The sequence below is a fragment of the Streptomyces sp. WI03-4A genome, assembly GCF_033792105.1.
GTDB lineage: Bacteria > Actinomycetota > Actinomycetes > Streptomycetales > Streptomycetaceae > Streptomyces > Streptomyces collinus_A.
The window spans coordinates 92,188-113,230 of record NZ_JARAUO010000019.1 but is presented as its reverse complement, the minus strand read 5'-3'; the positions used below and the strand labels follow the sequence as shown (position 1 = coordinate 113,230).

Annotated in this window: 15 protein-coding genes; 3 read left to right on the top strand and 12 right to left on the bottom strand. The window is 71.4% G+C overall.

Annotated elements, in window-relative coordinates:
• Positions 1–15: 15 nt before the first annotated feature.
• Positions 16–1,104: a branched-chain amino acid aminotransferase gene (locus tag PV343_RS20580; RefSeq protein WP_319148430.1), complete on the bottom strand. Its 1,089-nt coding sequence runs from the start codon at positions 1,102–1,104 to the stop codon at positions 16–18.
• A gap of 238 nt (positions 1,105–1,342) precedes the next feature.
• A complete protein-coding gene (locus tag PV343_RS20575) occupies positions 1,343–2,386 on the bottom strand; it encodes a 3-isopropylmalate dehydrogenase (RefSeq protein ID WP_319148429.1) in 1,044 nt (347 codons plus the stop codon).
• 141 nt (positions 2,387–2,527) lie between these two features.
• On the opposite strand from PV343_RS20575, the gene PV343_RS20570 reads away from it, so the two are divergent.
• The gene (locus tag PV343_RS20570; RefSeq protein WP_319148428.1) at positions 2,528–4,081 is read left to right on the top strand and encodes a metallophosphoesterase family protein; all 1,554 of its coding nucleotides are present in this window, start codon (positions 2,528–2,530) and stop codon (positions 4,079–4,081) included.
• Positions 4,082–4,126: 45 nt separating this feature from the next.
• On the opposite strand, the gene PV343_RS20565 is transcribed toward PV343_RS20570, so the two are convergent.
• From PV343_RS20565 to PV343_RS20555, 3 genes are all read right to left on the bottom strand, one after another.
• On the bottom strand, positions 4,127–4,258 hold the full coding sequence (locus PV343_RS20565) for a hypothetical protein (protein WP_020942411.1): 132 nt from the start codon (positions 4,256–4,258) through the stop codon (positions 4,127–4,129).
• A gap of 349 nt (positions 4,259–4,607) precedes the next feature.
• Positions 4,608–6,239 carry an L-glutamate gamma-semialdehyde dehydrogenase gene (gene pruA, locus PV343_RS20560; RefSeq protein WP_319148427.1) on the bottom strand — a complete coding sequence of 544 codons (1,632 nt, stop codon included), beginning with the start codon at positions 6,237–6,239 and terminating at the stop codon, positions 4,608–4,610.
• A gap of 39 nt (positions 6,240–6,278) precedes the next feature.
• A complete protein-coding gene (locus PV343_RS20555; protein WP_319148426.1) occupies positions 6,279–7,205 on the bottom strand; it encodes a proline dehydrogenase family protein in 927 nt (308 codons plus the stop codon).
• A 164-nt stretch (positions 7,206–7,369) separates the two neighbouring features.
• Here PV343_RS20555 and PV343_RS20550 point away from each other — a divergent pair, with 164 nt between their 5' ends.
• Positions 7,370–8,587 carry a helix-turn-helix domain-containing protein gene (locus PV343_RS20550; RefSeq protein ID WP_319148425.1) on the top strand — a complete coding sequence of 406 codons (1,218 nt, stop codon included), beginning with the start codon at positions 7,370–7,372 and terminating at the stop codon, positions 8,585–8,587.
• 35 nt (positions 8,588–8,622) lie between these two features.
• Here the strand turns inward: PV343_RS20550 and PV343_RS20545 are convergent, their stop codons facing one another.
• On the bottom strand, positions 8,623–9,198 hold the full coding sequence (locus tag PV343_RS20545; protein ID WP_319148424.1) for a TetR/AcrR family transcriptional regulator: 576 nt from the start codon (positions 9,196–9,198) through the stop codon (positions 8,623–8,625).
• 137 nt (positions 9,199–9,335) lie between these two features.
• On the opposite strand from PV343_RS20545, the gene PV343_RS20540 reads away from it, so the two are divergent.
• Positions 9,336–10,868 carry an MFS transporter gene (locus tag PV343_RS20540; RefSeq protein WP_319148423.1) on the top strand — a complete coding sequence of 511 codons (1,533 nt, stop codon included), beginning with the start codon at positions 9,336–9,338 and terminating at the stop codon, positions 10,866–10,868.
• Positions 10,869–10,963: 95 nt separating this feature from the next.
• On the opposite strand, the gene serA is transcribed toward PV343_RS20540, so the two are convergent.
• The 6 genes from serA to PV343_RS20510 form a co-directional block, all read right to left on the bottom strand.
• Positions 10,964–12,553 carry a phosphoglycerate dehydrogenase gene (serA, locus tag PV343_RS20535; RefSeq protein WP_234967556.1) on the bottom strand — a complete coding sequence of 530 codons (1,590 nt, stop codon included), beginning with the start codon at positions 12,551–12,553 and terminating at the stop codon, positions 10,964–10,966.
• A gap of 285 nt (positions 12,554–12,838) precedes the next feature.
• A complete protein-coding gene (gene ilvC / locus PV343_RS20530) occupies positions 12,839–13,837 on the bottom strand; it encodes a ketol-acid reductoisomerase (protein ID WP_319148421.1) in 999 nt (332 codons plus the stop codon).
• A gap of 112 nt (positions 13,838–13,949) precedes the next feature.
• Positions 13,950–14,474 (bottom strand): acetolactate synthase small subunit, encoded by a 525-nt coding sequence (ilvN, locus tag PV343_RS20525; RefSeq protein WP_020942403.1) that lies wholly within the window; start codon positions 14,472–14,474, stop codon positions 13,950–13,952.
• A gap of 21 nt (positions 14,475–14,495) precedes the next feature.
• Positions 14,496–16,346, bottom strand: coding sequence for an acetolactate synthase large subunit (locus PV343_RS20520; RefSeq protein WP_319148420.1), 1,851 nt, complete (start codon positions 16,344–16,346; stop codon positions 14,496–14,498).
• Between the two features lie 241 nt (positions 16,347–16,587).
• On the bottom strand, positions 16,588–19,647 hold the full coding sequence (locus PV343_RS20515) for a putative bifunctional diguanylate cyclase/phosphodiesterase (RefSeq protein ID WP_319148419.1): 3,060 nt from the start codon (positions 19,645–19,647) through the stop codon (positions 16,588–16,590).
• A 376-nt stretch (positions 19,648–20,023) separates the two neighbouring features.
• Positions 20,024–20,977 carry a 2-hydroxyacid dehydrogenase gene (locus tag PV343_RS20510; RefSeq protein WP_319148418.1) on the bottom strand — a complete coding sequence of 318 codons (954 nt, stop codon included), beginning with the start codon at positions 20,975–20,977 and terminating at the stop codon, positions 20,024–20,026.
• Positions 20,978–21,043 lie beyond the last annotated feature (66 nt).

Here is a 21,043-nt window from a genome sequence, read left to right as displayed (position 1 = left end):
GGCCGTCGGCGGGCGTCAGGCCAGCTCGTGCATCCAGCCGTGCGGGTCCTCGGCCTTGCCGCGCTGGATGTCCAGCAGGGCGCTGCGCAGGCGGAGGGTGACCTCGCCGGGCTCTCCGCCGCTCTGCTGCCACTCGGCGCCGTCCCGCTTGACGGTGCCCACCGGGGTGATCACGGCCGCGGTGCCGCAGGCGAACACCTCGGTGAGCGTGCCGTTCTCGGAGTCGCGCTGCCACTGCTCGACGGAGACACGGCCCTCCTCGGCCTTGTAGCCGAGGTCGCGGGCGACCGCCAGCAGGGAGTCACGGGTGACGCCCTCCAGGATCGAGCCGGTCAGCGTGGGCGTGACGATCCGGTCGCCGTAGACGAAGTACAGGTTCATGCCGCCGAGTTCCTCGACCCACTGGTGCTCGACCGCGTCGAGGTAGCAGACCTGGTCGCAGCCCTTGGCGGCGGCCTCGGCCTGGGCCAGCAGCGAGGCGGCGTAGTTGCCGCCGGTCTTGGCGTCGCCCATGCCGCCGGGGACGGCGCGGACGCGGTCCTCGGAGACCCAGATCGACACCGGGCGCACGCCGCCCGGGAAGTAGGCGCCGGCCGGGGAGGCGATGACGATGAAGAGGTACTCGTTGGCCGGCTTGACGCCGAGGCCGACCTCAGTGGCGATCATGAAGGGGCGCAGGTAGAGGGACTCCTCGCCGCCGTGCGCGGGCACCCAGTCCTTGTCCTGCTGGACCAGCACGTCGCACGCCTCGATGAACGTCTCGACCGGCAGCTCCGGCATCGCCAGGCGGCGCGCGGAACGCTGGAAGCGCTTGGCGTTCTGGTCCGGGCGGAAGGTGGCGACCGAGCCGTCGGGCCGGCGGTAGGCCTTCAGGCCCTCGAAGATCTCCTGAGCGTAGTGCAGGACGTTGGTGGCCGGGTCGAGGGGGATCGGCGCGTACGGAACGAGCTGGCCGTCGTGCCAGCCGCGGCCCTCGGTCCACTTGATCGTCACCATGTGGTCGGTGAAGTGGCGGCCGAATCCGGGGCTGGCCAGGATCGCCTCGCGCTCCGCGGCGGCGAGCGGGTGGGCGGAGGGCTTGAGCTCGATCGTGGGCGTCGTCATGTGTTGTCCTTCACCGGTTGTAGTGACGAGCCGCGTGCACGCCCGCACGGCCGGTGGCCAGTGTGCGGACGTCCGAGCATTCCCTCATGTCGCGGCTTCGCGTTCGATTATCGCGCGCGGGCCCCGGCGGACGGAATCGGGGTGAATGCGGCCCGGGGTTGATGGTGGCACCCGGCGACCGCACAGGAAAAGCCGCCGGGCGCTGATGCGACCCGGCGGCTTGGGCGTGCTCGGCGGGTCAGCCGGCTACGCGTACGGCGAGGGCGTCGCCGATCTCCGAGGTGCCGCGGGCGGGCTTGCCGGCCCGCTCGGTCAGGTCGGCGGTGACCGCCGCGTCGATGCGGTCGGCCTCGCCGTCGTAGCCGAGGTGGCGCAGCAGCAGGGCGACGGACAGGACCGTGGCGGTGGGGTCGGCCTTGCCCTGGCCGGCGATGTCCGGGGCCGAGCCGTGGACCGGCTCGAACATGGACGGGAACTCCCGGGCGGGGTTGATGTTGCCGGAGGCGGCCACGCCGATGCCGCCGGAGACGGCCGCGGCGAGGTCGGTGATGATGTCGCCGAAGAGGTTGTCGGTGACGATCACGTCGAACCGGGCCGGGTCGGTGACCAGGTAGATGGTCGCCGCGTCGACGTGGATGTAGTCGGTGGTGACCTCGGGGAACTCCTGGGCCACCTTGTTGAAGATGTTGGTCCACAGGTGCCCGGCGAAGGTCAGCACGTTGTTCTTGTGGACCAGCGTGAGCTTCTTGCGCGGGCGGGCCTGGGCCCGGGCGAAGGCGTCGCGGACCACGCGCTCCACACCGAACGCCGTGTTGACGGAGACCTCGGTGGCGACCTCGTGCTCGGTGCCCTTGCGGATGGTGCCGCCGTTGCCCGTGTAGGGACCCTCGGTGCCCTCGCGGACCACGACGAAGTCGATCTCGGGCTGGCCGGCGAGCGGGGTGGCGACACCGGGGAGCAGCTTCGACGGACGCAGGTTGACGTGGTGGTCGAAGGCGAACCGGAGCTTGAGCAGGAAGCCGCGCTCCAGCACACCGGACGGCACGGACGGGTCGCCGATGGCGCCGAGCAGGATGGCGTCGTGCCGCTTGAGCGCGTCGAGGTCGGCGTCGGTGAGGGTCTCACCGGTGGCGTGGTACCGCCTGGCGCCGAAGTCGTACTCCTGGGTCTCCAGCTTCACATCCTGCGGCAGGACGGCGGAGAGGACCTTGAGACCCTCGGCCACGACCTCCTGGCCGATGCCGTCACCGGGGATCACTGCGAGATTGATGCTGCGAGACATGTCGGCACCCTACTCCTCGTCCCAGGTGATGACACGGCCCGTCCGCGATGCGGACACCCGGACGGGTGCGGTGTCATCCCGTCGGCTGGCGTTCACCCGGGGATGGCCCGGCCGTCGCAACCCCGTGGGAACTTCCCCTCCATGGAGACTCCCGACTTCGGCATCCCGCGCCCGCTGGCGGAGCGGATGAGCATGGCCGAGCAGTACGAGTACCTGCGCGCCCGGCTGGTCCCCCGCCGCACCCTGGTGACGGCGGGCGCGGTGGCGGGCGGGCTGCTGGCCGGCTGCTCCGGCGGTGCCGGCGCGGCGGCGCGGCCGGGTCCTTCCGCCTCCCGGGTGTCCGGTTCGGTGGTCCGGCCGTTCGGCCGCCACCTGGCCTTCGGCGCCGATCCGAGGACGCAGATGCGGGTCTCCTGGCAGGTGCCGTTCGCGGTGCGGCGGCCGTATCTGCGCCTCGGGACGCGCCCGGACGACCTCGGCCGCCGGGTCCCGGCCGAGCTGCGCAACCTGCGCACGCCCGGGGTGCGGGGGGTGCGGCGGGCGGTCGAGCAGTACTACCTGCACGCGGCCCTGGACGGGCTCCGGCCGGGCACGACGTACTACTACGGGGTCGGGCACGAGGGCTGGGACCCCGCCGCGCCCGCCCACCGCGCCGCCCTCGCCTCGTTCCGTACGGCGCCCGCGGCGGCGGAGCGCTTCGTCTTCACCGCCTTCGGCGACCAGGGCGTCGGCCGGGCCGCGAACGCCAACGATCACCTGGTACGGCGTCAGGACCCGGCCTTCCACCTGCACGCGGGCGACATCTGCTACGCGGACGTCAACGGCGCCGGGCGGACCTCGGACGGCTACGACCCCACGTTCTGGGACCTGTTCCTGAAGCAGAACGAGCCGGTCGCGCGGTCGGTGCCGTGGATGGTGACGACCGGCAACCACGACATGGAGGCCTGGTACTCGCCGGACGGCTACGGCGGCCAGCTCGCCAGGTTCTCCCTGCCGGACAGCGGGTTCGACCCGCGCGGGACGCCGGGCGCCTACGCGTTCACCTACGGCAACACCGCCTTCGTGGCGCTGGACGCCAACGACGTGTCGTACGAAATCCCCGCCAACCACGGGCACAGCGACGGCCGGCAGACCCGCTGGCTGGACGCGAAGCTGAGGGAGCTGCGGGCCAGGCGGGGCGTGGACTTCGTGGTCGTCTTCTTCCACCACTGCGCGTACTCGACCTCTCAGCACGCCTCGGACGGCGGGGTGCGGGCGAAGTGGCTGCCGCTGCTCGCCAGGCACCGGGTGGACCTGGTGATCAACGGGCACAACCACGTCTACGAGCGCACGGACGCCATCCGGAACAGCGCGGTGGGCCGCGAGGTGCCCATCGGCGGCTCGACCGACCCCGCCCGGGACGGAATCGTGTACGTCACCGCCGGCGGGGGCGGCCGCGACCTGTACTCCTTCCCCTCGGGCGTCAAGGACAGCTACGAGGGGCACGTCCGTCGGCACCGCGCGGTGCCGACCTTCCACTGGGGCCGGGACAAGGAGCGGGTGCCGGAGACGGCGCACTGGTCGCGGGTGCGCTACACCGGCTTCTCGCTGCTCAGGGTGGAGGCGCGGCCGGGCCCGAGGCCGCGGCTGAAGGTGTCGGCGCTGGCGCAGGACGGCCGGCGGATCGACCACTTCGAGGTGCGGCGCGGCGGCTGAGGCCGCACCGCACCCCACGGGGTGCGGCTCCCGGTCGGGGGCGGCTCAGTGGCCGGTCTCGCCGCCGTTGTCGCGGCGGTCGAGGGCGCGCTGGAGGGCGGCGGCGGCGTTCTTGCGGTCGGACTCGCTGGTGCGGGTCGCGTGGCGGACCCGGCGGCTGACGGTCGTCTCGGCCATGGCAGATCGACTCCTTCGACGCACGTGGTGTGCGCAATGAGGGTTACGAGACGCCGGAAGGGGCGGGGAGCAGCGGCCGCAGGGGTTGCCTGCACGGGGCCCGGCTCACGACCGCCATTCGCTGGATCGAGCGAGACGTTCGGCTTCTTCCAAAGTAAGGGAGCGGCCCGCGCCTGTCTGCCCAATTACTCGGACTTCCTACTATCTGAGACGGCGGACCCGGCCACACCGCGCTGACCTGCGCGTTCACCGTCCGGGTCGCGGGACCCGAACGGCCCTCGGGAAGTGGAAACGGGCCGGGGAGCCTGATCGTGTCAGGCTCCCCGGCCCGTCGCTCGGGGGGCGGGGATCAGCCCATGTGCGGGTACGTGTAGTCGGTCGGCGGGACCAGGGTCTCCTTGATCGCGCGGGTCAGGGTCCAGCGCAGGAGGTTCTGGGGGGCGCCGGCCTTGTCGTTGGTGCCGGAGGCACGGCCGCCGCCGAAGGGCTGCTGGCCGACGACGGCACCGGTCGACTTGTCGTTGATGTAGAAGTTGCCCGCCGCGTAGCGGAGCTTCTCCATCGTGTAGGCGGCCGCGGCGCGGTCGTTGGAGACGACCGAACCGGTGAGCGCGTAGTCCGACACCGACTCCATCTGGGTCAGCATCTCGTCGTACTGGTCGTCCTCGTAGACGTGCACGGCCAGGAACGGGCCGAAGTACTCGGTCGTGAAGACCTCGTTCTCCGGGTCGGTGCACTCCACGACCGTCGGGCGGACGAAGTAGCCGACCGAGTCGTCGTAGCTGCCGCCCGCGACGATCGTGCAGGTCGGGTCCGCCTTGGCGCGGTCGATCGCGGCCTTGTTCTTGGCGAACGAGCGCTCGTCGATCACGGCGCCCATGAAGTTCGACAGGTCGGTGACGTCACCCATGGTGAGGTAGTCGACCTCGGCCGCGAACTCCTCCTTGAAGCCCGAGTTCCAGATGGAGGCCGGGATGTAGGCGCGGGAGGTGGCGCTGCACTTCTGGCCCTGGTACTCGAAGGCACCGCGGGTCAGGGCGGTCTTGAGCACCGCGCGGTCGGCGCTCGGGTGCGCGACCAGGAAGTCCTTGCCGCCGGTCTCGCCGACCAGGCGCGGGTAGGAGCGGTACTTCTCGATGTTGTTGCCGACCGTCTTCCACAGGTACTGGAAGGTCTTGGTCGAGCCGGTGAAGTGGATGCCGGCCAGGTCGCGGTGTTCCAGGACGACCTTGGAGACCTCGATGCCGTCACCGGTGACGAGGTTGATGACGCCCTTGGGCAGGCCCGCCTCCTCCAGCAGCCGCATGAGGAGGACGGCCGCGTGGGTCTGCGTCGGGGACGGCTTCCAGACCACGACGTTGCCCATGAGCGCGGGGGCGGTGGGCAGGTTCGCGGCGATCGCCGAGAAGTTGAACGGCGTGATCGCGTAGACGAAGCCCTCCAGCGGGCGGTGGTCCATGCGGTTCCACACGCCCGGGGAGTTCGCCGGGGGCTGCTCGGCGAGGATCTGGCGGGCGTAGTGGACGTTGAAGCGCCAGAAGTCGACGAGCTCGCAGGGGCTGTCGATCTCGGCCTGCTGGGCGGTCTTCGACTGGCCGAGCATGGTGGAGGCGGCGATCGTCTCGCGCCACGGGCCGGAGAGCAGCTCGGCGGCGCGCAGGATGATCGCGGCGCGGTCGTCGAAGGACATGGCGCGCCAGGCCGGCGCGGCGGCCAGGGCCGCGTCCACGGCGTCCTGCGCGTCCTGCTGGGTGGCGTGGCGCAGGGTGCCGATGACGGCCTTGTGGTTGTGCGGCTGGACCACCTGGAACGACTCACCGCCGCCCATGCGCTTCTCGCCGCCGATGGTCATCGGCAGGTCGATCGGGTTGTCGGCCAGCTCCTTGAGCTTGGCCTCCAGGCGCAGGCGCTCGGGTGAACCGGGGGCGTAGCCGTGCACCGGCTCGTTGACGGGGGTGGGGACCTGGGTCACAGCGTCCATGAGATCCGTAACTCCTTGTACGTGAGCGGGTGTTCGGGCTCAGCCCTTGCTGACCATCGACCGGAGGAAGAAGCGCAGGTTCGCCGGCTTCTCCGCCAGACGGCGCATGAAGTAGCCGTACCAGTCGGTGCCGTAGGCGGTGTAGACGCGCATGCGGTGGCCCTCGGCGGCCAGGCGCAGGTGCTCGTCGCCGCGGATGCCGTACAGCATCTGGAACTCGTACTCGTCGAGCTTTCGGCCGGCCTGGTGGGCCAGCTCCTGGGCGATGGAGATCAGGCGCGGGTCGTGGGACCCGATCATCGGGTAGCCCTCGCCCTCCATCAGCGTCCTCAGGATACGCACGTAGGCCTTGTCGATCTCGTGCTTCTGCTGGTAGGCGACCTCGGCGGGCTCCTTGTAGGCGCCCTTCACCAGACGCACGCGGCTGCCGGCGTCCGCCAGGCGGCGGGCGTCGGCCTCGGTGCGGAAGAGGTAGGCCTGGATGACGCAGCCGGTCTGCGGGAAGTCCTTCCGCAGTTCCTCGTGGATGGCGAACATCGAGTCCAGGGTGGTGTGGTCCTCGGCGTCCAGCGTGACGGTCGTGCCGATGGCGGCGGCGGCCTCGACGACCGGGCGGACGTTGGCGAGGGCCAGCTCGTGGCCGCCCTCCAGCGCCTGGCCGAACATGGACAGCTTGACGGACATCTCGACGCGCTCGCCGAGCGCCAGCTCCTTCAGCCGGCCGATCAGCTCCAGGTAGGCGTCCCGGGCGGCGGCGGCCTGCTCGGGGGTGGTGATGTCCTCGCCGACGACGTCCATCGTCAGCTCCAGGCCCTTGGCCGTGAGGTCCTCGACGATCGGGACGATGTCGGTCACGGTCTCGCCGGGGATGAAGCGGTCGACGACCTGCTTGGTCACCGGGGCCGCCGAGATCAGGCGACGCATCCGGTCGCTGCGCGACGCGGCGAGAATCACGGGACCCAGCACGGGGCACCTCCACAGGCAAGCATCTAAAGGGCCACTACCCGACTGTCCGGGTACGGCACGGAGAACCACCGTGAAACCTAAGGAGTTCTCCGATCGTGGGCCATCGACAGCTGTCACGCATCCCCGACTCCGATCTCAGACAGATGTATGAAGAGGGCCGGGGAATGCGGGAGAATGCCCGGGTGGCGACCGATTACAAGGGTGACTACCAGGAACTGGTGGACGAGATCTCGGAGCTGCTGGGCGCGCCCGCGACCCTGGAGAACCGGGACTTCGAGCTGATCGCCTTCGGCGCGTACGACAGCGAGGGCGACCTGGACCCCTCGGCCCTGGACCCGGTGCGCACCCGCTCGATCCTGACCCGGCGCTCCACGACGGCGGTGCGCACCTGGTTCGAGGGCTTCGGCATCACGCGCGCGACCGGACCCGTGCGCATCCCGCCGACCCCGGACGCCGGTGTCTACCGCGGGCGCATCTGCCTGCCCGTGCGCCACCGGGGCGTGGTCCTCGGCTACGTCTGGCTGCTGGACGACGATCCGGGCCCGACGGACGCGCAGCTCGCCGCCGCCATGCTGGTGGCCGGCCGGATCGGCGCGCTGCTGGCCGACGAGGCGCAGGCCGGGGCCGACCTCGGCCGGGAGCTACGGGCGGTGCTGGCTGCGGAGCGCGGCTGGCAGCAGGACATGGCGGTGGCCGAGCTGCGCACGGCGCTGGGGCCCCGCGCGGACGTCCCGCACACGCTGGTCTGCGTGGCGCCCTGGCCGTCCGCCGATCCGGAGCAGGCGCCGTCCGCGCGCGCGGTCCCGCACGCCACCGCGCTGTGCACGGTTCCGTGGGGGGCGACGGAGCAGAGCCTGGCGGTGCTGGTCCGGCTGCGCGCGACGGATGTGGCGACGCCGGCGCTGGCGGCGGCCGCACGGCTGCTGAAGGAGACGGAGGGGGCCGGGGGCCGCGGCCCGCGGGACCGGCCGACGGCGGCCGCCGGGGTCGGGGAGCCCCGGACCGGTCTCGCCGAGCTGGGGGACGTCTGGCGGGAGGCGTCCGCCGCGGCGCGCGCCGCGCTGGCCGAACCGCGGCTCGGTCCGGTCGCCGAGTGGCGGCTGATCGGGCCGTACCGGCTGCTGACCGCGCTGCCGCCGCAGTCCGCCCACGACCCGGTGGTCGGCCCGCTGCTCTCCCCCGCCCACCGTGAACTGGCCCGTACCGCGGAGGTGTACCTCGACTGCGCGGGCCAGGCCGGCCGCACGGCCGCCGGCCTGGGCATCCACCGCCAGACGCTGTACTACCGCCTGTCCCGGGTGGAACAGCTCACGGGCCTGGACCTGGACGACGGCGAGGACCGCCTGCTGCTGCACATGGCCCTCAAGAGGGCGCGGCTGTAGTCCGGGCGGCCCGGCTCGGCCAGGCTCCGCGGGGCTCAGCTCTTCGTGGCCGCCTCGACGACCTGGCGCAGGCCCTCGGTCAGTGCCTCGCCCTCGGGGGCGCTCTTCGGGTCGAACGTCCACTGGGCGATGAGTCCGGTCATGAGCGTCAGGTAGAAGCGGCCGAGCGTGTCCGCGCTCTCGTCGGAGACCTCCTCCTCCGGCACTCCCATCAGCAGCGCCACCAGTCCGCGGCCGCCCTCGCGCTGGGCCTGTGACAGGTGCTCGCGCACCACCGGCATGTCGAGGGTCATGACCTCCATGCTCAGCCGGTAGACAGAGCCGGGCTCCCGCATGGTGGCGATGATGTTGGACCACACCCAGCGGAAGCGCTCCAGCGATCCGGGCGCGCCCTCGGCCAGGTCCCCGCTCCCCTCGAAGGCGCCGGACACGTTCTCCATGAGCCCGACGTAGGCCTGCGCGAGAAGGGCGTCCTTCGAGCCGTAGTGGTAGCCGATCGAGGCCAGATTGGTCCCCGACTCCTTCACGATGTCGCGCGCCGTCGTCCGCGCGAACCCCTTCTCCAGCAGGCAGCGCTTGGCGCCTTCGAGCAGATCCTCACGGTGTCCCATGCGGATCAGGCTACCCGGCGGTCCATACGGGCGTCCTAGACGACTGACTTATACACGGGTTTCACACGAGTGTCCTACACGCGTGTTCTATACAAGCGTTCTAGACAAGCGTTTAAGACGTCCGTACAGTCCCTGTCATGACGAACTCGACGAGCACGACCTCCGTCGGCGCCGAGAGCGCCCCCGTCCGTGCCGGACGCCGTGAGTGGACCGCTCTGGGCGTGCTGATGCTGCCGCTGCTGCTGGTCTCCATGGACGTCTCGGTCCTGTACTTCGCCACTCCGGCGATCAGCGCCGATCTGCGGCCGAGCGGCACCCAGCAGCTGTGGATCTTCGACATCTACGGCTTCGTCCTGGCCGGCCTGCTGATGACGATGGGGTCCCTGGGCGATCGCATCGGCCGCCGCAGGCTCCTGCTCACGGGCGCCGCGGCCTTCGGCGGGGCCTCGCTCCTCGCCGCCTACGCCGACAGCGCCGGGACCCTGATCGCGGCCCGCGCGATCCTCGGCATCGGCGGCGCCACCCTGATGCCGTCGACCATGGCCCTGCTGCGCACGATGTTCACCGACCCCGGCCAGCGGGCCAAGGCGATCGGGCTGTGGTCAGGCGTGATGACGGGCGGCATCGCCCTCGGCTCGGTGATGAGCGGCGTTCTCGTCGAGCACTTCTGGTGGGGCTCGGTCTTCCTGGTCAACCTGCCCGCGATGGCACTGCTGCTGGTCCTCGGCCCCTTCCTGCTCCCCGAGTCGAAGGACCCGAACCCCGGCCGCTTCGACTGGCCCAGCGTCCCGCTGTCGATGGCCGCCGTGCTCCCCGTGATCTACGGCCTGAAGGAGATCCCCTCCGAGGGCTGGCACCCGCTGTACGTCGTCTCGGTGACGGTCGGTCTGCTCTTCGCGGCGCTCTTCGTCCACCGTCAGCGCACCGCCGCCTCACCGCTGATCCCGCCGGCACTGCTGCGCGGCCGCGGCTTCACCCCGGCGCTGGTCCTGACCCTGGTCTCCGCGTTCGGCATGATGGGCTCGGCCATCTTCACCACCCAGTACCTGCAGTCGGTCCTCGGCAAGAGCCCGCTCCAGGCCGCCCTGTGGAGCCTGCTCCCGTCGGTGCTGATCGGTGTCGCGGGGCCGGTCACCGGGGTGCTCGTCGCCCGGGGCGTCCACCGCGGCCACGTCGTCGCCGCCGGGTTCGCCGTCACGGCGGCCGGCTACGCGACCCTCGCCTTCGCCGGCACCGACTCCCTCTGGCTGGTGCTGGCCGCCGCCGGGGTCCTGGCCTCCGGCGTCGTGATGGTGCTGTCCCAGCTCACCGACCTGGCCATGTCCACCGCTCCGGTGGAGCGCGCGGGCAGCGCCTCCTCCCTGCTGGAGACGGCCACCGAGTTCGGCGGCGCGCTCGGCATGGCGGTCCTCGGTTCCGTCGGCACGGCCGTCTACCGGCACCGGATGCCGTCCTCGGCCCCGGCCGAGGCCCGCGAGACCCTGGGCGGCGCCCTGGCCGACGCCGCCCGGCTGCCCGGCCGGGCCGGTGAGTCCCTGCTCGCCACGGCGCGGGAGGCCTTCACCAGCGGGATGCACGGCGTGGCGATCGCCGGGACGGTGGTCCTGGCGCTGGCCGCGGTGGGCGCGGCGGTGACCCTGCGGAAGATCCGGGTGGGCGACGAGGCGTAGGACACCGGGCGACGCCCGGGACACACGGAGAACGCCGGACGGGCCGAGGGAACTCGGCCCGTCCGGCGTTTCGTGACGCCCGGACGAGAGGGAGGTCAGACCAGGTTCACCGAGCGGGCGGAGGTCGCCCCGATCTCCTCGGCCACCTCGGCCAGCACACCGGGGGCGACCGTGTCGTCGACGGTGAGGACGGCCAGCGCCTCGCCGCCCACCGTCGCACGGGCCACCTGCATGCCGGCGATGTTGATGCCCGCCTCGCCGAGGATGCGGCCGACGGTGCCGACGACACCCGGGCGGTCCTCGTAGCGCAGGACGGCCATGTGGTCGGCGAGCGCGAGGTCGACGTCGTACTCGCCGACCGCCACGATCTTCTGGACGTGCTTCGGGCCGGCCAGGGTGCCGGAGACGGACACCTCCTCGCCGTTGCCCAGGGTGCCGCGCACGGTCACCACGTTGCGGTGGTCCGACGACTCGGAGCTGGTGGTCAGGCGCACCTCGACACCGCGCTCCTGGGCGAACAGCGGCGCGTTGACGTAGGACACCGTCTCGTCCACGACGTCCTCGAACACGCCCTTGAGCGCGGACAGTTCGAGCACCTTCACGTCGTGCTGGGTGATCTCGCCGTAGACCTCGACGTCGAGGCGGACCGCGACCTCGCCCGCGAGCGCGGTGAAGATGCGGCCGAGGCGCTCGGCGAGCGGCAGGCCCGGCTTCACGTCCTCGGCGATGACACCGCCCTGGACGTTCACCGCGTCGGGCACCAGCTCGCCGGCGAGCGCGAGGCGCACCGACTTCGCGACCGCGATACCGGCCTTCTCCTGGGCCTCGTCCGTGGAGGCGCCGAGGTGCGGGGTGCACACGACCTGGTCAAGCTCGAACAGCGGGGAGTCGGTGCAGGGCTCCTTCGCGTACACGTCGAGGCCGGCGCCGGCCACCCGGCCCTCCTTCAGCGCCGCGTACAGCGCCGCCTCGTCGACGATGCCGCCACGGGCCGCGTTGACGATGCGCACGCTGGGCTTGACCTTGCGCAGCGCCTCGTCGCCGATCAGGCCGAGGGTCTCGGGCGTCTTGGGCAGGTGGACGGTGATGAAGTCGGAGACCTCGAGCAGCTCGTCCAGGGAGAGCACCTTGACGCCCATCTGCGCGGCCCGCGCGGGCTGCACGTAGGGGTCGTAGGCGACGACCTTCATGCCGAAGGCGGACATGCGCTGCGCGACCAGGGCGCCGATACGGCCCAGGCCCACCACGCCCAGCGTCTTCTCGGCCAGCTCGACGCCCGTGTACTTGCTGCGCTTCCACTCGCCGTTCTTCAGCGCGGCGTTGGCCTGCGGGATGTTGCGGGCGGTGGCCAGGATCAGGCCGCAGGCCAGCTCGGCGGCCGTGACGATGTTGGAGGTCGGGGCGTTGACGACCATCACGCCGGCCTTGGTGGCGGCCGAGACGTCGACGTTGTCCAGGCCGACGCCGGCGCGGGCGACGACCTTGAGCTTCTTGGCGGCGGCGACGGCCTCCGCGTCGACCTTGGTGGCGGAGCGGATCAGGATCGCGTCGACGTCGGCGATGGCGGGGAGCAGTTCGGCTCGGTCGGCTCCGTTGGCGTGCCGGATCTCGAAGTCCGGGCCGAGCGCGTCGACGGTCGCGGGCGACAGCTCTTCAGCGATGAGTACGACGGGTTTCGAGCTCACGTGAGTCCTCACAAGTCCAATGCGGACGGCCGTCCCGACGGCCGCTGGCGGTGGAGGGGGGCTAGCCGCGGAAGACGCACGACGCTGTGGGCCTGACGCGTATGTTGTGCAGCAGTCTAGTGGCGCCAGAGTCGCCGTATTGCGCCGCTGCGGAAGTATCACCCGTCCGTGGCTGGACGGGGTGGACAACCGGTGGACGGCGTTCGCGGATCGTCGTCGGCCCGGCCGGGTCCGGGGTGGCGGAAGGGGGCCGGAGCAGCATGCCCCGGCCCCCTGACGCGAGGCTTACGCCTCCTCGTTCACCCAGCTCATCAGCTTGCGCAGCTGCTTGCCGGTGGTCTCCAGCAGGTGCTCGGAGTCCTGCTGCTTGTACTCGTTGTACTTCTTCAGACCGCCGTGGTACTCGTCCATCCAGGTCTGGGCGAAGGTGCCGTCCTGGATCTCGGCGAGGACCTGCTTCATCTCGGCCTTGGTGGCGTCGGTGATGATGCGCGGGCCGGTGACGTAGTCGCCCCACTCGGCGGTCTCGGAGACGGACCAGCGCATCTTCTCCAGGCCGCCCTCGTACATGAGGTCGACGATCAGCTTCAGCTCGTGCAGGCACTCGAAGTAGGCGATCTCCGGCTGGTAGCCCGCCTCGACCAGGGTCTCGAAACCGGCCTTGACCAGGGCGGAGGTGCCGCCGCACAGCACGGCCTGCTCACCGAACAGGTCGGTCTCGGTCTCCTCGGTGAAGGTCGTCTTGATGACGCCGGCGCGGGTGCCGCCGATGGCCTTGGCGTACGACAGGGCCAGCGCGAAGGCGTTGCCGGTCGCGTCCTGCTCGACGGCGGCGATCGCGGGGACGCCGCGGCCCTCCTCGTACTGGCGGCGGACCAGGTGGCCCGGGCCCTTGGGGGCGACCAGGGCGACGTCGACGCCGGCCGGGGCCTTGATGAAGCCGAAGCGGACGTTGAAGCCGTGCGCGAAGAACAGCGCGTCGCCGTCGTTCAGGTTCGGGGCGATCGACTCCTCGTAGACCTGGGCCTGGATCGGGTCCGGGATGAGGATCATGATGACGTCGGCCTCGGTGGCGGCCTCGGCGGGGCTCACCACGCGCAGGCCCTGCTCCTCGGCCTTGGCCTTGGACTTGGAGCCCTCGTGCAGACCGACGCGGACGTCGACACCGGAGTCACGCAGCGACAGCGCGTGGGCGTGGCCCTGGCTGCCGTAGCCGATGACCGCGACCTTGCGGCCCTGGATGATGGACAGGTCGGCGTCAGCGTCGTAGAACAGCTCGGCCACTTTGGGTTCTCTCCTTGGTGTGCAGATGGTGCGTCCCACCGTATGCCGGTGGGGGGACGGGAAGTTCCGGGGTCTCGGCATACGGGCGGCGCGGGACCGCCCGTACCCAGCCTTACGCGGATCGGTCCAGAGCGCGCAGCGAGCGGTCCGTGATGGAGCGGGCGCCCCGGCCGATCGCGATGGTGCCGGACTGGACCAGCTCCTTGATGCCGAACGGCTCCAGCATCTTGAGCATGGCGGACAGCTTCTCGCTGGACCCGGTGGCCTCGATGGTCACGGCCTCCGGGGAGACGTCGACGGTCTTGGCGCGGAACAGCTGGACGATCTCCACGATCTGGGACCGCGTCTCGTTGTCGGCGCGCACCTTCACCAGGACGAGTTCGCGCTGAACGGCGTGGCCGGGTTCCAGCTCGACGATCTTCAGCACGTTGACCAGCTTGTTGAGCTGCTTGGTGACCTGCTCCAGCGGCAGGTCCTCGACGCCCACCACGATGGTGATGCGGGAGATGTCGGGGTGCTCGGTGACACCCACCGCGAGCGAGTCGATGTTGAAGCCGCGGCGGGAGAAGAGGGCGGCGATCCGGGCCAGGATGCCCGGCGTGTTCTCCACCAGGACGGAGAGCGTGTGCTTGGACATTTTCTCGTTCGTCTCTCTCGCTCAGTCGTCTTCGTTGTCGCCGAAGTCGGGGCGGACGTCCCGGGCGGCCATGATCTCGTCGTTGGAGGTGCCGGCGGCGACCATCGGCCACACCATCGCGTCCTCGTGGACGATGAAGTCGACGACGACCGGACGGTCGTTGATCGAGTTCGCCTCCTCGATGACCTTGTCCAGGTCCTCCGGGCGCTCGCAGCGGATGGCGTAGCAGCCCATGGCCTCCGACAGCTTCACGAAGTCGGGGACGCGGGTGCCGGCGCTCGGCTGCCTGCCGTCGGCCTCCGGGCCGCTGTGCAGCACGGTGTTGGAGTAGCGCTGGTTGTAGAAGAGGGTCTGCCACTGGCGGACCATCCCGAGGGCGCCGTTGTTGATGATGGCGACCTTGATCGGGATGTTGTTCAGCGCGCAGGTGGTCAGTTCCTGGTTGGTCATCTGGAAGCAGCCGTCGCCGTCGACCGCCCAGACGGTGCGCTCCGGCCGGCCGGCCTTGGCGCCCATGGCGGCCGGGACCGCGTAGCCCATCGTCCCGGCGCCGCCGGAGTTCAGCCAGGTGGCAGGCTGTTCGTACTGGATGAAGTGCGCGGACCACATCTGGTGCTGGCCGACGCCCGCCGCGAAGATCGTGCCCTCCGGGGCGAGCTGCCCGATGCGCTCGATGACCTGCTGCGGGGAGAGCGAGCCGTCCGCGGGCTGGTCGTAGCCGAGCGGATAGGTCTCGCGCCAGCGGTTCAGGTCGCTCCACCAGGCGGTGTAGTCGCCCGTCTGGCCCTCGCTGTGCTCCTTCTGCACCGCCTGGACCAGGTCGGCGATGACCTCGCGGGCGTCGCCGACGATCGGCACGTCGGCGGCGCGGTTCTTGCCGATCTCGGCCGGGTCGATGTCGGCGTGGACGATCTTGGCGTACGGGGCGAAGCTGTCCAGCTTGCCGGTGACGCGGTCGTCGAAGCGGGCTCCGAGGGCGACGATCAGGTCGGCCTTCTGCAGCGCGGTGACGGCGGTGACCGCACCGTGCATGCCCGGCATCCCCACGTGCAGCGGGTGGCTGTCGGGGAATGCGCCGAGCGCCATCAGGGTGGTGGTGACGGGCGCTCCGGTGAGTTCGGCGAGGACCTTCAGCTCGGCGGTGGCCTGCGCCTTGAGGACGCCGCCGCCGACGTACAGCACGGGCCGCTTGGCCGAGGTGATCAGCTTGGCCGCCTCGCGGATCTGCTTGGCGTGCGGCTTGGTCACCGGGCGGTAGCCGGGCAGGTCCATGGTGGGCGGCCAGGAGAAGGTGGTCTTCGCCTGGAGGGCGTCCTTGGCGATGTCGACCAGGACCGGGCCGGGGCGGCCGGTGGAGGCGATGTGGAACGCCTGGGCGATCACCCGCGGGATGTCCTCGGCCTTGGTGACCAGGAAGTTGTGCTTGGTGACCGGCATGGTGATGCCGACGATGTCCGCTTCCTGGAAGGCGTCGGTGCCGATGGCCTTGGACGCGACCTGGCCGGTGATCGCCACGAGCGGCACCGAGTCCATGTGCGCGTCGGCGATGGGCGTGACCAGGTTGGTGGCGCCCGGGCCCGAGGTGGCCATGCAGACGCCGACCTTGCCGGTGGCCTGCGCGTAGCCGGTGGCCGCGTGGCCGGCGCCCTGCTCGTGGCGGACCAGCACGTGCCGGACCCGGGTGGAGTCCATCAGCGGGTCGTACGCCGGCAGGATCGCGCCGCCGGGGATACCGAATACCGTCTCAGCGCCGACCTCCTCGAGGGAGCGGATGAGGGACTGCGCACCCGTCACGTGCTCGACGGTGGCGGAGTGCTGTCCTCCGGATCGGGGCCGCGGCTGCGGATGGGCCCCGGTGGCCTGCTCGGTCATCGGCATTCTCTTCTCGATGCTGAGGTTTTTGCGAGGTTTGGGCGGAGTTCGAGCGCTGCACGAACGGCACTCGTGCAACAAAAAACCCCTCGTGCCGTAAGGCAAGCGAGGGGAGCGCGCCGGTGAGGTCGCTGGGGATTCCGGATCTCCTCCGGTGGGTCCCAGCTCAGCCGACGCGCTGTCCAAGTACGAGAATTCGGGTGCGCATGGAACTGACCCTCCCCCCGGCACGCACCACGTGTCAAGTGGGTGGGACGGGAGTCTCATTATGTGAGCGGAGACCACTGCCACCTCCGATGACGGCGGACACCCCCTTGGTGTACACCCCGCCGCCCCCGCCCGCGAACGCCGGCTCGGCCGGAGCGTGCGGCACCGGATAATGGCCTGATCCGATCGCCCGGCGCAGCCGGTACTCGTCCAGCGGTCCCGCGAACGCCATGCCCTGCCCGTGGGTGCAGCCCATGGCGCGCAGCGCGACCACCTGCTCCGGCAAATCCACGCCCTCGGCGACGGACTGCAGCCCGAGGTCGCCCGCGATACGCAGCAGCCCGCTGGTGATCTTGTGCAGCCGCGCGGACTCCACCACGCCCTCGACCAGGCCGCGGTCGAGCTTGAGGACGTCCACCGGCAGTCTGCGCAGGGCCGTGATCGCCGCGTAGCCGCTGCCGAAGCCGTCGAGCGCGATCCGCACGCCGAGCCGGCTGAGCGCGGTCAGCCGCCGCTCCAGCTCGTCCAGCGAGGCGGCCCGGGGGTCGGTGTCGGCCAGCTCGAGGACCAGCGCGCCGGGCGGCAGCCCGTGCCGGGTGAGCAGCGCCTCCACGGAGGCGAGCGGTGCCGAGCGGTCCAGCAGCCGCCGGGCGCTCATCCGGACGGTCACCGGCACCGCGGCCCCGGCGGCGGCCCGCTCGGCGGCCTGCTCCACGGCCTCCTGGAGGATCCAGCGGTCCAGTTCGGCGGTCTTGTCGCCGTCCTCGGCCACGCGCAGGAACTCCGCCGGGGTGAACAGCACCCCCTGGGAGGAGCGCCAGCGCGCCTGCGCGGAGATCGACGTGATCCGGCCGTTCTCCAGGCAGACCACCGGCTGGTGCAGCAGCGCGAACTCGCCGTCGTGCAGCGCCGCGCGCAGCCGGGTGGCCAGCTCCGCCTTGCGGACGACGTCCTGCTGCATCTGCGGCTTGTACAGCTCGACACGGCCCTTGCCCGCCGACTTCGCGCGGTACATGGCGAGGTCGGCGTTGCGCAGCAGTTCGCCCGCGCCGAGGCCCGGTTCCGCGAAGGCGACGCCGATGGAGGCGTTGACCCGGACATCGTTGCCGTCGATGGAGTACGGCTGGGAGAGGGTGGTCCTGAGGCGGTCGGCGAGCTCCAGGATGTTCCGCTCCCGGGCGGCGCGGTCCCGGGTGCCGTCCCCGACGATCAGGGCCGCGAACTCGTCGCCGCCGAGCCGGGAGGCGGTGTCCCCGTGCCGGACGGCGTCGTGCAGTCTGCGGGCGGCCTGGACGAGCAGTTCGTCCCCAGCCTGGTGCCCGATCGTGTCGTTGACGGCCTTGAAGCCGTCCAGGTCGATGAAGAGCACGGCCGTGCCGCGCAGGGCGGTGCCGCGGTCGGTGGCGCGGCGGCCGGACACGGCCTGCTGGACGCGCTGGGTGAACAGCGCGCGGTTGGGCAGGTCGGTGAGCGGGTCGTGCTCGGCGTTGTGCTGCAACTGGGCCTGCAGCCGCACTCTTTCCGTCACGTCCCGGCTGTTGAAGATCAGTCCGCCGTGGTGGCGGTTGACGGTGGACTCGACGTTGAGCCAGCCGCCCCCGCCCTCTGCCTCGCCCGGCCGGGAGGTGCCCCCACCGCCGGACCGGAACCGGCACTCGATGCGCGTGGTCGGCTCCTCGAGCGGGCTGGCGGCGAGGAAGCGGCGCACCTCGTGCACCACGCAGCCCAGGTCCTCCGGGTGGATGAGCGCGGCCAGCTCGGTGCCCACCAGGTCCTCGGCGGGCCGTCCGTAGACCCCGGCGGCGGCCGGGGAGACGTAGCGCAGGATGCCGTTGGGCGCGGCGATCATGATGACATCGCTGGAGCCCTGCACCAGGGAGCGGAAGTGGTTCTCCTTCTGCGCCAGTTCCTGGGTGAGGGTGATGTTGTCCAGCAGCATGATGCCCTGGCGCATGACGAGCGCCAGCACCACGGCGCCCGCGGTGATCAGCACCACGTGGTCGGGCCGGCGGCCGTTGAGCACGTTGTAGAGGATGCCCAGGGTGCACACGGCGGCGGCGAGGTACGGGGTGAGCGCGGCGAGCGAGCCGGTGAGCGGCCGTCCGGCCGGGTACCGGACGTGGTCGCCGCCCGGTGCGGGGGCGGGCGGTGCCGGGTGGCCCGTGGCACGCTGGCCCGGCACGTGCTCGTGGATCACGCGCGTGTGCCCGTCCGGCACGTGCCGTTCGGCCTCCGGCCCACCGGTGCGCCGCGGGGCGGCCCAGGGGGCGTAGGCGAGCAGCAGCGAACCGGCGAACCAGCCGGCGTCCAGCAGCTGTCCGGAGCGGTAGCTGCTGTGCAGCAGCGGCGAGGTGAACAATGCGTCGCACATCACGGTCAGCGCGAGTGCGCCGATCGCGGTGTTGACCGCCGTGCGGTTGCCCGGGGAGCGGCGGAAGTGCAGCGCGAGCACCATGCTGACGAGCGCGATGTCGAGCAGCGGGTACGCCAGGGACAGCGCGGTGTGCGCGACGCTCGACCCGTCGAACCGGGCCGCCTGGGCGAGCGCGAGGCTCCAGGACAGGGTGAGCAGCGAGCCGCCGATCAGCCAGGCGTCGAGGCCGAGGCAGATCCAGCCCGCCCGGGTCACCGGCCGCTTGGCGAGGACCAGCAGGCCCACGATGGCCGGGGGTGCGAAGCACAGGAAGAACAGGTCGGCGTAGCTGGGGCTCGGCACCGGCCGGTCGAGGACGACCTCGTACCACCCCCAGACCGCGTTGCCCAGGGCCGCCATCGCCGAGGAGAGCGAGAACAGCAGCCAGGCGGGCCGGAAGCGGACCCGCGGGCCGCGGGCGTAGAGGAAGCAGGAGACGGCGGCGGCGCCCGCCGCGGCGCTCAGCCCGAAGTCCCCCATGACCAGCGCGACGGCCTGGGACCCCCAGTCGAAGGTGGAGCCGACGGCGTACGCGCCGCAGACCAGGGCGAGGACGAGTTGCTGGACCAGCCGCGACCCGTCGCCGGCGGCCGACGGGCGGGGCGGCAGCGGCGCCCCCGGCAGGTGCGGTGCGCGCAGCCCGCCGTCGAGGGCGGTCGAGAGGGAGGGCGGCGCGTTCACCGGGGCCTCCCGCTCCGCGCCGTACCCGTGTCCCGCCGAGCCCGCTGCGCCGGGTGCCTCCTGCGGCCGCCCGGCCTGCGGTGGTGGCTGTGATGGTTGGTGTGGTGGCCGCGTCTGCGCGTGGCCGTGCGCCAGGGTCGCCGCCGGCGGCTCCGCCGCGTCGGATCGCTCGTCCATAGGCCGTGCATCGCCCGTCGCCCCCCTCACAAATCTGAAATGTCCATCCCCGGCGCCGAACGGTGAGCGGCGCAGCCCCTGTCGGGACGATACACCAGTATCGTCACTCAGGGACATAGCTTCTCTACGCTCCGTGACGATCACCGTCAAGGCGGACACGCCCCGCGTCCGCGAGATCGCGGAGCGTGCCGGAAGCGGATTACTCCCCTGTCGTCAGGATCACGTTTCGCAGGGGCTCGTGGTTCACGAATCGGTGCAACTGGTCCACGAGCAGCCGTTTGGCGCGGGGCAGGAACGCGGAACTGGGGCCGCCGACGTGCGGGCTGATGAGCACTCCGGGCGCCTGCCACAGGGGGTGACCGGGCGGCAGCGGCTCGGGGTCGGTCACGTCCAGCGCCGCGGTGAGGCGCCCGGCTCCCAGCTCCTTGAGCAGCGCCTCCGTGTCGACGACGGGCCCCCGGGCCACGTTCACGAGCAGGGCGCCGTCCTTCATCCGGCCCAGGAACTCCGCGTCGGCCAGCCCGTGCGTCTCCTCCGTCAAGGGCGTGGAGAGGATCACGACATCGGCGTCCGGAAGCAGAGAGGGCAATTCGGTGAGCGGGTGCACGACACCGCGCGCTGTGGTGCGCCGGGAGCGCGCGACGCGCGCCACGCGCGCCACTTCGAAGGGCACGAGCCGGTCCTCGATGGCGGCACCGATGGCGCCGTAGCCGACGATGAGGACGTTCTTGTCGGCCAGGGAGGGATGGAACCGGCTCCGCCAGCGCTCCGCCCGCTGCGCATGGACGAACTCGGGGACTCCGCGCAGGGAGGCGAGGGTCAGGGTCAGGGCGAGCTCCGCCGTGCTCGCCTCGTGCACGCCCCGGGCGTTGCAGAGCTGGACACCGGGCACGATGGAGGACATCCGGGCGGTGATGTCGTCGACGCCGGCCGTGAGCGTCTGGATGACCCGCACCCCGGTCAGGTGCTCCAGCGGGCGTACCTTGACCGGCCACTTCTTCATGTACGGCACCACGTACAGCACACAGTCCGCCGGGTCGCCGGGGAACTCCTGGTCGCCGTCCGCACCGCCGTCCCAGAACAGGTAGCGGGGCCCTTCCGGGAGCCCCTCGATCTCCTCCGGCGCGATGGGCAGCCACACGTCAGCACTCATGACAGGAGGCTATGTCAGGTGCGCCGATGACCAAGGGTTAGGTTGGTGACCCGGACGAGGGAGGTT